At 66.2% G+C, this 13,538-nt stretch carries 14 protein-coding genes; 8 read left to right on the top strand and 6 right to left on the bottom strand.

The genetic code is table 11. The features are described 5' to 3' along the window. Nucleotides 1-33 precede the first annotated feature (33 nt). Nucleotides 34-372 (bottom strand): P-II family nitrogen regulator, encoded by a 339-nt coding sequence (locus ACO07I_RS17730; protein ID WP_298312750.1) that lies wholly within the window; start codon nucleotides 370-372, stop codon nucleotides 34-36. Between the two features lie 160 nt (nucleotides 373-532). On the opposite strand from ACO07I_RS17730, the gene ACO07I_RS17725 reads away from it, so the two are divergent. The 4 genes from ACO07I_RS17725 to ACO07I_RS17710 all read left to right on the top strand — a co-directional run bounded on the left by ACO07I_RS17725 (nucleotide 533) and on the right by ACO07I_RS17710 (nucleotide 4,870). Further along, nucleotides 533-1,420 carry a TorF family putative porin gene (locus ACO07I_RS17725; protein ID WP_422009703.1) on the top strand — a complete coding sequence of 296 codons (888 nt, stop codon included), beginning with the start codon at nucleotides 533-535 and terminating at the stop codon, nucleotides 1,418-1,420. A gap of 83 nt (nucleotides 1,421-1,503) precedes the next feature. Continuing rightward, nucleotides 1,504-2,793: a UbiH/UbiF/VisC/COQ6 family ubiquinone biosynthesis hydroxylase gene (locus tag ACO07I_RS17720; protein WP_422009702.1), complete on the top strand. Its 1,290-nt coding sequence runs from the start codon at nucleotides 1,504-1,506 to the stop codon at nucleotides 2,791-2,793. Nucleotides 2,794-2,844: 51 nt separating this feature from the next. Further along, the gene (locus ACO07I_RS17715) at nucleotides 2,845-3,822 is read left to right on the top strand and encodes a CobW family GTP-binding protein (protein WP_422009701.1); all 978 of its coding nucleotides are present in this window, start codon (nucleotides 2,845-2,847) and stop codon (nucleotides 3,820-3,822) included. A 4-nt stretch (nucleotides 3,823-3,826) separates the two neighbouring features. After that, entirely contained in the window at nucleotides 3,827-4,870 is a 1,044-nt protein-coding gene (locus ACO07I_RS17710) for a WD40 repeat domain-containing protein (RefSeq protein WP_422009700.1), read from the top strand. Nucleotides 4,871-4,910: 40 nt separating this feature from the next. Here the strand turns inward: ACO07I_RS17710 and ACO07I_RS17705 are convergent, their stop codons facing one another. The 3 genes from ACO07I_RS17705 to ACO07I_RS17695 form a co-directional block, all read right to left on the bottom strand. Next, nucleotides 4,911-5,180 (bottom strand): hypothetical protein, encoded by a 270-nt coding sequence (locus tag ACO07I_RS17705; RefSeq protein WP_422009699.1) that lies wholly within the window; start codon nucleotides 5,178-5,180, stop codon nucleotides 4,911-4,913. A gap of 76 nt (nucleotides 5,181-5,256) precedes the next feature. Beyond that, nucleotides 5,257-6,825 carry a peroxidase family protein gene (locus tag ACO07I_RS17700; RefSeq protein ID WP_422009698.1) on the bottom strand — a complete coding sequence of 523 codons (1,569 nt, stop codon included), beginning with the start codon at nucleotides 6,823-6,825 and terminating at the stop codon, nucleotides 5,257-5,259. 236 nt (nucleotides 6,826-7,061) lie between these two features. Next, nucleotides 7,062-8,267 carry a Bcr/CflA family multidrug efflux MFS transporter gene (locus ACO07I_RS17695; protein WP_422009697.1) on the bottom strand — a complete coding sequence of 402 codons (1,206 nt, stop codon included), beginning with the start codon at nucleotides 8,265-8,267 and terminating at the stop codon, nucleotides 7,062-7,064. Between the two features lie 53 nt (nucleotides 8,268-8,320). Here ACO07I_RS17695 and ACO07I_RS17690 point away from each other — a divergent pair, with 53 nt between their 5' ends. Genes ACO07I_RS17690 through ACO07I_RS17675 form a run of 4 tightly spaced genes read left to right on the top strand, consistent with a single transcriptional unit; the run spans nucleotide 8,321 to nucleotide 11,877 of the window. Beyond that, complete coding sequence (locus ACO07I_RS17690) at nucleotides 8,321-9,109, top strand: HesA/MoeB/ThiF family protein (RefSeq protein ID WP_422009696.1); 789 nt, start codon at nucleotides 8,321-8,323, stop codon at nucleotides 9,107-9,109. Then, nucleotides 9,106-9,495 carry a hypothetical protein gene (locus ACO07I_RS17685; protein WP_422009695.1) on the top strand — a complete coding sequence of 130 codons (390 nt, stop codon included), beginning with the start codon at nucleotides 9,106-9,108 and terminating at the stop codon, nucleotides 9,493-9,495. Before ACO07I_RS17690 ends, ACO07I_RS17685 begins: the two co-directional genes overlap by 4 nt. A gap of 16 nt (nucleotides 9,496-9,511) precedes the next feature. Further along, nucleotides 9,512-10,489 carry an adenosine kinase gene (locus ACO07I_RS17680; protein ID WP_422009694.1) on the top strand — a complete coding sequence of 326 codons (978 nt, stop codon included), beginning with the start codon at nucleotides 9,512-9,514 and terminating at the stop codon, nucleotides 10,487-10,489. Further along, complete coding sequence (locus ACO07I_RS17675) at nucleotides 10,486-11,877, top strand: AmpG family muropeptide MFS transporter (RefSeq protein WP_422009693.1); 1,392 nt, start codon at nucleotides 10,486-10,488, stop codon at nucleotides 11,875-11,877. Before ACO07I_RS17680 ends, ACO07I_RS17675 begins: the two co-directional genes overlap by 4 nt. A gap of 187 nt (nucleotides 11,878-12,064) precedes the next feature. Here ACO07I_RS17675 and phoB read toward each other — a convergent pair whose 3' ends face one another. Next, nucleotides 12,065-12,757 (bottom strand): phosphate regulon transcriptional regulator PhoB, encoded by a 693-nt coding sequence (phoB, locus tag ACO07I_RS17670; protein ID WP_422018311.1) that lies wholly within the window; start codon nucleotides 12,755-12,757, stop codon nucleotides 12,065-12,067. A gap of 47 nt (nucleotides 12,758-12,804) precedes the next feature. Beyond that, a complete protein-coding gene (gene phoU, locus ACO07I_RS17665) occupies nucleotides 12,805-13,530 on the bottom strand; it encodes a phosphate signaling complex protein PhoU (RefSeq protein WP_422009692.1) in 726 nt (241 codons plus the stop codon). Nucleotides 13,531-13,538: the final 8 nt, after the last annotated feature.

Here is a 13,538-nt window from a genome sequence, read left to right as displayed (position 1 = left end):
TCCCCTGATTCTCGAGTTGATTCTGGTGTCGGATCACAGAGCTTCGATACCGGACTCACCGGTGCGGATCCGGATCGCCTGCTCGACCGGCAGGACGAAGACCTTGCCGTCGCCGATCTTGCCGGTGCCCGCCGCCTTGCGGATTGTCTCGACGGCGCGCTCGACCAGAATGTCGTCGATCACGACCTCGATCTTCACCTTTGGCAGGAAGCTCACGGCGTACTCCGCGCCGCGATAGATTTCGGTCTGGCCCTTCTGGCGGCCGAACCCCTTCACTTCGCTTACGGTCAAGCCCTGGATACCGAGCGCCGTCAGGGCATCCCTGACCTCGTCCAGCTTGAAGGGTTTGAAGATTGCCACGATCATTTTCATTTGCGCCTATCCTCCAACGGGCGGCACGCCCGCCCCCAAAGTTCAATTCGACGTGAGCAAGGGTCGTGCCAAAACAAACACAACAAATTGCACGTTCGTTTTTGGCACGCTGCTTGCTGGGAATGGGGCGGAAACAAGTCATAAGTCTTTGGGGGTGGTCGTGTTGCTTAAAAAATCCGCTGTTCTGGCTACTTCGCTGATCACAATCTATGCAACCAGCGCTGCTCATGCACAGGGCACGCCAGATCCGCAGACCGTCACGGTCACGCAGGATCAGCAGACGGCTCAGGGTACGCCCGATGCCGCGACCACGCCGGCGACACCGGAGAAGGAGACCTGGAAGGCTCCGTTTGGCGGCAGCTTCACTGCCGGCCTGGCTGTTCTGAACGAGTACTCCTACCGCGGTATCTCGCAGACCCAGCGCCAGGTCGCCGTCCAGGCTTCGCTCGGCTATGAGACCCCCACTGTCAGCGAGAAGATTCCGCTGAGCGCCTATGTCGGCGCCTGGGGCTCGAACGTCGACTTCCCCAACACCGGCACCTGGGCAGAAGTCGACCTCGTCACCGGCCTCAAGCTCAAGCTCCTCGACGACAAGCTCACCTTCGACCTCGGCTACATCCGCTACAACTATCTCGGCGCGCCCTCGAACCTGTTCTACGACTTCAACGAATTCGGCCTCGTCGCCGGATACGATTTCGGCGTCGCCCAGCTCAGCGCCGCCGTCCGCTACAGCCCCAACTTCTTCGCCAACTCCGGCAACGCCTGGTACAAGTGGGCCTCGCTCACCGTTCCCATGCCGTTCCTCCACGTCAATGAGAACGTGGCCTTCAAGGCCTTCGGCACGATCGGCAACCAGTATGTCGAGCGCTTCACGAACTACGGCATCCCCAGCAACAATTACTGGGACTGGCAGCTCGGCCTCGTCGTCTCGGTCTACGGCTTCGACCTCTCCGCCGCCTACACCGGCACGAACCTGAGCGTTCAGGACTGCCTCGGCACCCAGAACTGCGCCAGCCGCGTCATCGTCGGTATCTCGAAGACGTTCTGATCGTCAGGTCATCGACCTCGATCATCCGATCCATGCAGCCATAGAGGGTTGCCGCCCTGCGGGGCGGCTGCCATCTATGGTTCATGGATAGCCGCCCCTCCGATCCTGTCCCCGCGCACTCCGCGCCGTTCGACCTCGCCGTCGTGGGCGCGGGCCTCAACGGCAGTCTTCTGGCGCTGGCCGCCGGCGAGTCGGGCCTGTCGACGGCCCTGATCGACCGAGTCCCACTCGCCGCACTGGCCGAAGCCGCCTACGACGGCCGTACCACCGCCCTCGCCTACACGAGCCAGCGCCTGTTCGCAGCGCTCGGCCTCTGGGACGATGTGGCGCCCCACGCCGAGCCGATCCGCGACATCCGGATTTCGGATGCGGGGCATGATGGCCGCGCGAGCCCGTTCTTTCTCCATTTCGATCATCGCGAGGCTGCCGAGGATCCCGAGACGGCGGCGCCGATGGGTTGGATCGTGGAGAATCGGTTCCTGCGCGCGGCCCTGCTGCGCCGGCTCGCCACCTGCACCAAGGTGGAACTCGTGTCGCCCGACGAGGTGGTCGAAACCGAGCGCGGGCCGGCGCGCGCCGGCCTTACGCTGAAGAGCGGCCGGCGACTCTCCACCCGACTGATAGCCTCGGCCGAGGGGCGCCTCGGGTCGATGCGCGAAGAGGCCGGCATCGGCGCCCGCAGCTGGTCGTACGAGCAGATCGCCATCGTCCTCGTGGCGCACCATGACGAGCCCCATCGCGGCGTCGCCCAGGAAAAGTTCCTGCCCGGCGGTCCCTTCGCCATCCTGCCGATGACGGACGGCCCGGCGGGCGAGCATCGCTCGTCGATCGTGTGGACCGAACGGTCCGATCTCGCGCGCCGCCTGCTCGAACTCGACGAACCGCGCTTCCAGGCGGAGTTCGCGCGTCGGTTCGGCGACCATCTCGGGCCGGTCGTGGCCGCGGGACCGCGCTGGTCCTATCCGCTGCGGCTCGTCCATGCCGAGCGCTACATCGACACCCGCCTGGTACTGGTGGGCGACGCCGCGCACGGCATTCATCCCATCGCGGGCCAGGGCTACAATCTCGGCGTACGGGACATCGCGGCGCTGGTCGAGGTGATGATCGACGCCAAGCGCCTCGGCCTCGACGTCGGCGCGGCCGATACGCTGGAGCGCTACGCGCAATGGCGCCGGTCCGACAACCTCACCATGGTCGCCGCCACCGACCTGCTCAATCGCCTGTTCTCCAACGACATCGCGCCGCTCCGCCTGGTGCGCGATGCCGGTCTCGCCGCCGTGAACCGCGTCCCGGCGCTGCGGAAATTCTTCGTCCGCCACGCGATGGGCCTGGTCGGCGACCTGCCCAAGCTGATCCGGGGCGAGCGGCCCTAGACTCGCCCCGATACGAGCCCTATCTCAGGGGCCAATCTCAAGGACATTTCCATGGCCACCGTACAGACCTCGGCGCAAGTGCCCGTCACCGTGCTCACCGGCTATCTCGGGGCTGGCAAGACCACCCTGCTGAACCGCATCCTGAGCGAGCAGCACGGCAAGAAATACGCCGTCATCGTGAACGAGTTCGGCGAGCTGGGCGTCGACAACGACCTCGTGGTGAATGCCGACGAGGAAGTCTTCGAGATGAACAACGGCTGCATTTGCTGCACCGTGCGCGGCGACCTGATCCGCATCATCGAAGGGCTGATGAAGCGCAAGGACAAGTTCGACGGCATCCTGGTCGAGACGACCGGCCTCGCCGATCCGGGTCCTGTCGCGCAGACCTTCTTCACCGACGAAGACGTGAAGGCCAGGACGCGGCTCGATGCCATCGTCACCGTGATCGACGCCAAGCACTTCTTCGGCCAGCTCGAACAGGGCAGCGAGGCCGAACAGCAGGTGGCTTTCGCCGACGTGATCCTACTCAACAAGACCGACCTGGTGAGCGCCGACGAGCTCGCAAAGGTCGAGGACAGGATTCGCGGCATCAACCGCTACGCCCGCATCTTCCACACGCAAAACAGCCAGATCGGCCTCGACGCCATCCTCGACAAGGGCGCGTTCGACCTCGCCCGCATCCTCGAGTTCGAGCCCGACTTCCTGCACAGCGGCCACGACCATCATCACGAGGACGAGGTCCGCAGCCTGTCGATCACCGCCGACCGGCCGGTCGATCCCGACAAGTTCCAGAAGTGGATGGGTGCGCTGCTGCAGATCAAGGGCGCCGACATCTTCCGCAGCAAGGGCATCCTCGCGATCGACGGCGCGCCGCGCCGCTACGTCTACCAAGGCGTCCACATGATGATGGACAGCGCCTGGGGCACGCAATGGAAGGACGGCGAGAAGCGGTCGAGCAAGCTGGTCTTCATCGGCCGCAACCTCGACGGCGACAACCTGCAGCGCGCCTTCGAAGACTGCCTGAAGTAGGACCGTGAAGATCGATCTCGCCAACCCGGCCTGGCAGCAGACGCTGCCGCCGGCCCGCTCCGTCGCCACCGACGCTCCGGTCGCCGCCTGCGCCTTCAACCGCGACGGCACGACCGTCGCCTTCGCGCTGGGCGATGGCGTCGTCCGCGTCCTGCCCGCCGACGTCAAGGCTGCCGCGCCCGACGCGGCGGCGCCGCTGCACAAGGGCGTGGTGCTGGCGCTGGTCGGCGATCCGGCCGGCGACGGCTTCGTGAGCGGCGGCGACGATGGCCGCGTGCTACGCATCGCAGCGGACGGCACATCGACCGAACTGCTGGCGCAGAAGGGCAAGTGGTTCGAGCATCTCGTTGCCCACAAGACGGGGGCGGTCGCCGGGTCGGCGGGCAAGAGCATGTTCCTGTTCCGCGACGGCGAGGTCCGTGAGTTCGGTCCGCATCCCAGCACGGTGGCCGCTCTCGATTTCAGCAAGGACGGCAGCCGGGTCGCCTGCGCGCACTACGGTGGCATCACGGTTTGGAGTCTGAGCAAGGACGTCACCCTGCCGCCGCGGCGCTTCGCCTGGCAGGGCAGTCATGTGGCGTTGCGCTGGAGCACCGACGGCAAGTTCATCGCCACCGGCACGCAGGAAAACGACATTCACGTCTGGCGCGTGGCCCAGGCCACCGACATGCGCATGCAGGGCTATCCGGCGAAGGTGAAGTCGCTGTCGTGGACCGCCGACTCGCGTTTCCTCTACACCTCCTCGCAGCCGGTCTTCACGGCCTGGCCGTTCGCCGGCAAGGGTCCCGAAGGCAAGCCGCCGCTGCAGTTCGGCGACGAGGGCGCCGGCCTCATGACCGTGGTCGCGGCGCATCCGGCGGCCGAGTTCGTGGCCGGCGGCTACGATTCCGGTGAGCTGCAGCTCGGCGACATCCGGACCAGGCGCTCGGTCGTGCTCAAGATGGCCGACGGATCGGCCATCACCTGCCTCGCCTGGTCGCCCGACGGTTTCAAGCTGGCCGTCGGCAACGACCGCGGCGACCTGCTGACGATCGATTTGCGCAGATAGACCCGCTTCTCCTGCTTGTCCCTCCGCCACGGGCGACGCGTTACGGTTGTCGGGCCCGCGCGAGGGCTTCCGGATAGATCTCGAGCGGAACAATCTTCAGGTCGATCGCCTGCCGTGCATGTTCGGAGGTCATGTCGAGATCGGCCCACGCATCGCCTGGAGTCTTCCGGAAGACCGGCAGGCTGCGGTGAACCCATTGCCAGTAGATGAGCATGTCCATCTCCGGCGTGTTCATCTTCGGCGCGATCCCTTCGAGGTGGTGCTTCAGATCCGCGCGGGGTTGGTAGTTTTGAGGCTCTTGCCAGGGCATTTCGCTCTCCAAAGTAGAGTCGTTGTCGGGTTCCAGGGCTCAGGTGCATCCGCTTTTCAGCCGGACATCGGGGGCATCAGGGCCCGTTGGCGGGATCGTCGACCGGGCTGAGCTGCCCGGGAGCAGCGCCTCCGGCGCTGATCGCGATCAGGTCTTTGAAGCTGAAACTGTCGGCAGCGCCGGGGAGGATGAGGCCGTTGAGGGGCTGCCCGAGACGCCACTGCCGGTTGCGCGACAGGATGCTTTCGGGATCGCCCTGGAGCAGGCCGATGAACGTCTCGGCGACGATCCGACTGCCGAGCGGACCGAGATGCGCGCCGCCATGGAGCACATGCGCTTCCTTCAGGATATAGTACCAGAGCGGTGTGCTCTCATGCAGGCCGTGCCTCCTCGCGGCTCTGCCATCTTCGCTCGTCGGATCACCGATCTGCTCAGGCGTGAGCGGCGGGATGCCCATGAAATTCGCGAGGTCCTGGGCTGACGGCAGCCTCATCTTCACGCCGCGCCGCAGGTTCATGACCGCGAGACTGCGCAGCGCCTTCTCCTGCGGCGTCGCGGGCGGCACCGGCGGCGGCCGGCCGATTTCGTGCAGCGCCGGCGCGAGGTAGGGATCGATATTGCGGCTGAAATTGAGCGGCACGCCGGCCACACCGAAATCGACGAAGCGGCGCCAGTCGATGATCCAGTCCGACGGCAAAGTTGGCTTGTTGGATGGCAGGGGGCCAATCGTGCCGAGATTGCCGGACTTCCCCGTGAAGTCGAAGAGCTGCCTGAAAGTCGCGGGATTGAATATCCGGTTGTGGCTGTATTTTTCCCGCACCATCGAATGACCGAGCCGATAGGCGGCGACGGAGAATTCGACCGGCATATAGGGCTGTCCGTAGTTTCCGAAGGTCTCGAACCGGAAGAACCGCCGGCCATCGCGCAGCACGGCCTCGACGTCGTTGACGTCGCAGATCTTCGTCAGAAAATCACGAATCACCATGGCCTGGTAGAGATCGACCACAGCCCGGCGAGCCGCGTCGAAGAGATCGTCGTCAGCGACGGTTCCCGCAAGCCGGTCGACGATCGCGTTGTGGAAACGCAGGAACGCGACATGTGTCTGCGCGACGAGCAGGTTCTCGTCGTTTCGCTCGTCGCCGATGATCGCCATGCCCTGCTGGTCTCGCGGCAGATCGTGCGGCAGCTCCGCTTTGATCTTCTCCTTGCCTCCAATGGTGGTCTTGCCAAGCAAAAGCTTGGCGCGGCCTCGGCTGTGGCGGTCATACAGCGACGGCTGCACCAGCGGCCCCAGGCCGTAGACACTGTCGAGATCGAGGCGCGGCGTCCGAAAGTTCGTGATGGTCGTCGGATCCTGAGACACCTCTGTCAGGGTCGTCGTGTCGAGCGTGATGTCATGATCGATGAACTGGCCGAGATAGGTGAAGCCGGCCGGTATGTTGCGGTTGTCTCCCGCCGCATCGGCCATCCTCGTGTCGACCATGGCGAGACCGAGATCGATCAGCGCCTCGTCGGGCGCGGCGAACGGCGTCGCGAGTTCCGGCACCATGCGGCCGAAGCGGCCAGCTCGGAACGACGTACCGAGCGGCGGAACCACATCGTGGCGCGGCTGGTGGCCATGAGTACCTGGTTCGATGTTGGGCATGGGACCCCTCCCCTCTGTCGCGCTCGCGATGCGCGTGCGAGCGGGGGAAGTCTCCAGCCATGCGGCCTCTGGCGATGTGGCGTTTCCCACATTCCAGGAAATTCTTGCGAGCTAGTGCGGGGATGCCGGCGTTGCGACCGGATCCATGTCTTGCGTCTCGCGAAGGCGTCGCCGAAGAGTTTCGGCCAACCTGCGCAGGTCTTCGCCGGCGCAGGTGATCGAGGTCGGTCCCTAGCCTATCCGCGCCGCACCAGCGCGCGATGGGAGATCAGGCAGAGGATGCCCGCGATGCCCATCGCGGTCGTCATCGGTGCGATCGTGCCATCGAAGGTCTGCCCGACGATGGCGCCGAAGATCGCGCCGGCCCCGAACGTCATGACGCCCATCAGCGACGACGCCGTGCCGGCCATGTGCGGGTAGTGCTGCATCGCCATGGCCGTCGAATTGGGCGCAATCAGGCTCAGTGTCGCGATCTGGAAGACGAAGCAGACCAGAAAGGGCCACAGGCCGATCGTGCCGTACCGTGCCTCGATCCAGCCCATGACCATCGCCGCCGCGCCGGACACGGCCGGAACGATCACCGCAAAGCGCAGGATTCGCCCTGCCCCCAGGAGGCGCACGAACCGCGCATTGAACAGGCTGCCGATGGTCATGAAGACCACCATGCCGCCGAACACCACGCCGTAGAAGCGGGGTGAAATCCCGTAGCGCTCGATGAAGACGAACGGCGATCCCGAGATGTACGAGAACAGGGCGGCGAACATGAAAGACGAGGTCAGCGCGTAGCCCATGAAGGTGCGCGTGCCAAGCAACTCCCCGAACCGCTTCAGGATCTGGGTGAAGACCAGCGGCTGGCGATACTCCGGCTTCAGCGTCTCGGGCAGTTGGAACCATGCGACGACGAAGGCAATCACACCGGCGGACGCGAGCACCCAGAAGATGGCACGCCAACCGGCAAACCACATCACCTGGCCACCGATCACCGGCGCCAGCATCGGCGCGATGGAGGTGCAGGCCATCATCAGCGACATGGCGCGCGCGGCGTGATCCTTTTCAGCCAGGTCGCGTACCATCGTGCGTGCCAGCACGACGCCGCCGCAGGCGGCGAGGCCCTGCAGGAAACGCAGCGTGATGAGATGGCCTGCCGCCGCCGCAAACGCACAACCGATGCTCGTCAGCACATAGACAACGAGGCCGATCAGGATGACCGGGCGGCGGCCGAACCGGTCGCCCGCGGGACCATAGAAGACCTGCCCCACGCCGAAGGCGATCATGAAGGCCGACAGGGTGAGCTGGATGTCGCCCGCCGAGGATTGGAGGTCGACCGCGATCACCGGCAGGGCCGGCAGGTACATGTCGATCGAAAGCGGGGTGAAGGCCGACAACAGCGCCAGCACCGCCAGGAGGAGCGGCGACAGGGTCGGACGAGTCGTGGTGTTCATTGCGCGGTGGCTCTACAGGCATCCATGGCATCCCGCCATGCTATAAGCGGACCATGACATCGCTGCCTGACCTGTCAGAAACGCAGATCCGCCGTTACGCGCGACATATTGTGCTGGCGGAGATCGGCGGCATCGGCCAGTCGAAGCTGATCGCCGCGAAGGTTCTGGTCATTGGCGCGGGCGGCCTCGGCGCACCCCTCCTGCAGTATCTGGCTGCCGCCGGAATCGGCACGCTGGGTGTGATCGACCATGACACGGTCGATCTGTCGAACCTGCAACGGCAGGTGATTCACCGCACGTCCGACATAGGTATCTCCAAGGTCGAAAGCGCACGCCGTGCGCTGGCAGAGATCAACCCGGAAGTGCGCGTACAGACGCACGATGAGCGCCTCACCTCGGCGAATGCCGAGCGCATCATCGAGGGCTACGACATCGTCGCCGATGGCAGCGACAACTTCGCCACCCGCTATCTGCTCAACGACGCCTGCTACGGGCTGCGCAAGACGCTGGTCTCGGCGGCCATCCTGCGCTTCGACGGCCAGATCTCGACCTACAAGGCCTGGCAGGGCGCCGGACATCCCTGCCTGCGCTGCCTCTTTCCCGAGGCTCCGTCGGAAGACGCCGTGCCGAGCTGCGCGCAGGCAGGCGTGCTGGGCGCGCTGGCCGGCACCCTGGGCACCCTGCAGGCCACCGAAGTGGTGAAGGAGATCCTGGGCGCCGGCCGCTCGCTCTCGGGCTCGCTCCTGCTCTACGACGCGCTCAATGCCTCCTTCGAGACGCTGTCGGTGGCCAAGCGGCCTGGCTGCCCAACCTGCGGCGATGGCTCCGGGGCGAGCGCATGAGCGCGGGCGGCGTCTCCGTCATCCTGCGTTCCGACGATTACGAGAGCGTTCACTACGGCCTGGCGCTGGCCGCAGCGGCGGTGGCCGTCAACAAGCCGGCCGTCCTGTTCTTCACCATGGGCGGCATCCGCGCCCTGCAGGGCTCGCCCCCGCCGCTCCGGGACTGGGATCGTGACGCGGGCAACCGCGCGCGCGGCGTCGGCGACTTCGAGACGCTGCTGCAGGCCTCAGTCGAGCTTGGCGCGCGGCTGATCGTATGCGAAATGGGCCTGCGGTCGCTCGACATCGATCGTGCGAGCCTGCGCGCCGACGTGCCCTTCACGGTCGCCGGCATCGTCACCTTGCTGGAAGAGACCAAGCCGGGCATGCACCTGGTTTCACTGTGATTCTGTGGGAGACTTCATGACATCCGCTACCTTCGACGTGCTGGGAATCGGCAACGCCATCGTCGACGTCATCTCGCGGTCCGATGAGGCCTTCCTCGGCAAGCACGGTCTGGTGAAGGGCAGCATGATGCTGATCGACGAGGAGCGCGCCGAGCAGCTCTACGCCGGCATGGGTCCCGGCGTGGAAGTGTCCGGCGGCTCGTGCGGCAACACGATGGCCGGCATCGCCTCGTTCGGCGGCAAGGGCGCCTATATCGGCAAGGTGCGCGACGACCAGCTCGGCAAGGTGTTCGGCCACGACCTCAAGGCGACGGGTGTCTCGTTCGAGACGCCGGCCGCGACAGACGGTCCGGCCACGGCACGCTGCCTCATCCTGGTGACGCCCGACGCCCAGCGGACGATGAACACCTATCTCGGTGCCTGCACCGGCCTCGGCCCGGCAGACATCGACGCCAAACTCGTCGCCTCGGCCCAGGTCACCTATGTCGAGGGCTACCTGTGGGACGCGCCGGCCGCCAAGCAGGCGGTGCTCAAGGCTTTCGACGCCGCCCGCGCCGCGGGCCGCAAGGTCTCGATCACGCTGTCGGATTCCTTCTGCGTCCATCGCTACCGCGACGAGTTCCGCGACCTGATCCGCAACAAGGTCGACATCCTGTTCGGCAACGAGGCCGAGATCAAAGCGCTCTACGAGGTCGAAACCTTCGAGCAGGCGCTCGCGGAAGTGCGCAAGGAGGCCAAGATCGCTGCCCTCACGCGTAGCGAGAAGGGCTCGGTCGTGATCAAGGGCGACGAGACCTACGAAGTCCCGGCGGCCCCCGTCGCCAAGGTCGTCGACACGACCGGCGCCGGCGATCTCTACGCCGCGGGCTTCCTGTTCGGCTTCACCCACGGCAAGCCGCTGGCCGAATGCGCGCGCCTGGGCGGCATCGCCGCCGCCGAAGTGATCTCCCATGTCGGCGCCCGGCCGGAGCAGGCGCTGAAGGGCCTGATTTGAGCGCTGACGCACCGGCGAAGGGATGGCGGGAGTCGCTCGCGACCTACCGCCATCCGCGCGTCGTCCAGTTCCTGTTTCTCGGCTTCTCGGCCGGGCTGCCGTTCCTGCTGGTCTTCTCGACGCTCTCGGCGTGGCTACGCGAGTATGGCATCAGCCGTACCGCCATCGGCTTCATCAGCTGGATCGGCATCACCTACTCGTTCAAGTTCGTCTGGTCGCCGGTCGTCGATCGCGTGCCGCTGCCGCTGCTGACCCGCTGGCTGGGGCGACGCCGCTCCTGGATGCTGCTGGCCCAGAGCGGGATCGCGGGCGGCCTGCTCGCCATGGCGTTCTGCGACCCGCGCACCGACCTGTGGTGGATGGTCGTGTTCGCGCTGGTCGTCGCCTTCTCCTCGGCCACCCAGGACATCGCCCTCGACGCCTGCCGCATCGAGGCGACGGATGCGAGCCTGCAGGGCGCGACGGCGGCGACCTACCAGCTCGGCTACCGCATCGCCGTCCTCGCCGCCGGCGCGGGCGCCCTCTACGTGGCGCAATACGTTTCCTGGACGGCCGCCTACCAGACCATGGCGGCGCTCGGCCTCGTCGGCATCCTGACGACCCTTCTGATCTCGGAGCCGGAGCGGCGCGCCACGGCGGGAACCAGCGAGCTCGAAGGCAAGGTCGCCGCCTTCGCCGCGGGCCTCGGGACCATGCCCGATTGGGTCCGCAAGGCGCTGATCTTCGTCTACGGCGCCATCGTCTGCCCGTTCGTCGATTTCTTCGCGCGCTTCCGCTGGATGGCCGTCCTGCTGCTGCTGTTCATCGGCCTGTTCAGGCTGTCGGACATCGCCATGGGCGTAATGGCCAACCCGTTCTACATCGACATGGGCTTCAGCAAGGACCAGATCGCCGACGTCTCCAAGATCTATGGGTTCGTCATGACGATCCTGGGCGCGCTGCTGGGCGGGGCGCTGGTGTTCCGCCTCGGCGCGGCGCGGCTTCTGACGCCGGCAGTGTTCCTGATCGCGGCGAGCAATCTCACCTTCTCGTGGCTCGCCTGGGTGGGACAGCCCGACCTGACGATCCTCACCATCGCCATCAGCGTCGACAATCTGGTGGGCGGCATGTCCGGGTCGATCTTCATCGCCTTCCTGTCGGGCCTGACCAACACGGCCTACACGGCGACGCAGTACGCGCTCTTCACCTCGATCATGACCCTGCCCGGCAAGCTGCTCGGCGGATCCTCCGGGTGGGTCGTGGACAGGCTGCAGGAAGACTTCACCGCCACCCACAAGTTCGGCGGCTACGCGATCTTCTTCGTCTACACCGCGCTGCTCGGCCTGCCCGCGCTGGTCCTCGCGGCGATCGTGCGCCGTCACTTCGAAAAAGAAACCCCTCCTTCCTGACGGAAGGAGGGGTCAGTGGCTCGGCTGCGGTGTCGTGTTCCGAGCCGGGGAACCGGCCCGTTCCAGGGAGCGGGGCGTGGGGTGCCTGCAAGGAACGAGCGAGCTCTGTCTAGGCGCCCGACGCTACAAAACCGTTACTGGGCGTGTGGAAAACCCGGGGCACAACCCTGCTCCCGGCCGTGCCGCATCAACCCGGCGTCGAATCGAGGGCGTAGCCGGCGGCGCGAACCGTGCGGATCACATCGGCATGGCTGTCGCCGTTGAGCGCGATGCGCAGGCGACGAATGTGAACGTCGACGGTGCGGGCCTCGACATAGACATCCTTGCCCCACACCGAATCGAGCAGCTGTTCGCGCGAGAAGACGCGGCCGGGATGCTCCATGAAGTGCCGCAGCAGGCGGAACTCGGTGGGACCGAGATGGAGCGGCCTGCCCGCGCGCGTCACGCGATGCGCCACCAGGTCCATGACGATGTCGGCATAGGACAGCGCCTCGTCGGCCAGCGCCGGCCGGATGCGCCGCAGCACGGCCCGGATGCGAGCAATCAGCTCGGTGGGCGAGAAGGGCTTCGGGACATAGTCGTCGGCGCCGGCGTCGAGGCCACGTACGCGATCGCCTTCCTCACCGCGCGCCGTCAGCATGATGATCGGCACGTTGGCGGTCGCGGTCTGGCGGCGCAGCTGGCGGCAGACCTCGATGCCGGACATCAGGGGCAGCATCCAGTCGAGCAGGATGAGGTCGGGCACGTCCTCCTGCACGGAGCGCAGCGCCTCCTCGCCGTCATAGGCGACCGCAACCTTGAAGCCGGACTGTTCGAGGTTGTAGCGCAGCAGCTCGACCAGCGCCGTCTCGTCCTCGACGACCAGCACGTGCGGCTTCATCGTCGAGGTGTGCGCGTCACGCCGCGCAGGGCTGGTGGCGACCATCGTCACGGCGTCGGACCCGCCGCGCTGCCGGACGTGGCATACATCGCCGCGCTGCCCTTCGGCCGGTCCTCCTCGAAGCCGTGGCCGGTCGCCCGGAAACTCACCAGCTCGGCGATGTTGGTGACATGGTCGCCAGCGCGTTCGATGTTCTTGGCCATGAACATGAGATGCGTGCACCCGGTGATCGTGCGCGGATCCTCCATCATGTAGGTGAGCAGCTCGCGGAACAGGCCGGTGTAGACCTGGTCGATCTCCTCGTCGCGTTCCCACACGTCGCGGGCCTTGGCGACGTCGCCCTGGGCGAATGCGTCGAGCACATCCTTCAGCGCCGTGCGCACCAGCCGGCCCAGCCGGTCGATCCCGGCGATGGCCGAACTAGGCGCCGCGGTCTGGCTCAGCACGATGCTGCGCTTGGCGGTGTTCTTGGCATAGTCGGCGATGCGCTCGAGCGCCGCGGCGATCTTGATCGACGACAGGATGACGCGCAGGTCGACCGCCATCGGCTGGCGCAGGGCGAGCAGACGCACGGTCTGTTCCTGCACCGCCTCGTCGAGCGCGTCGACGCGGGGATCGTCGACGATCACCTTCTCGGCAATCTCCGTGTCGCGGTCGCGCAGGGCGCGCAGCGACTGGGCGAGCTGGCTTTCGGTCAGTCCGCCCATTTCGCTGATCGTGGCGCTCAGCCGTTCCAGCTCCTCGTCGAAGCGCTTCAGGGTATGTTCGGGCATCGTTTGTC

Origin of the sequence: Reyranella sp., from assembly GCF_965227665.1 — a bacterium.
Lineage (GTDB): Bacteria > Pseudomonadota > Alphaproteobacteria > Reyranellales > Reyranellaceae > Reyranella.
Note: the sequence above shows the minus strand (reverse complement) of the source record. Positions and strands in the feature narration are given on the sequence as shown.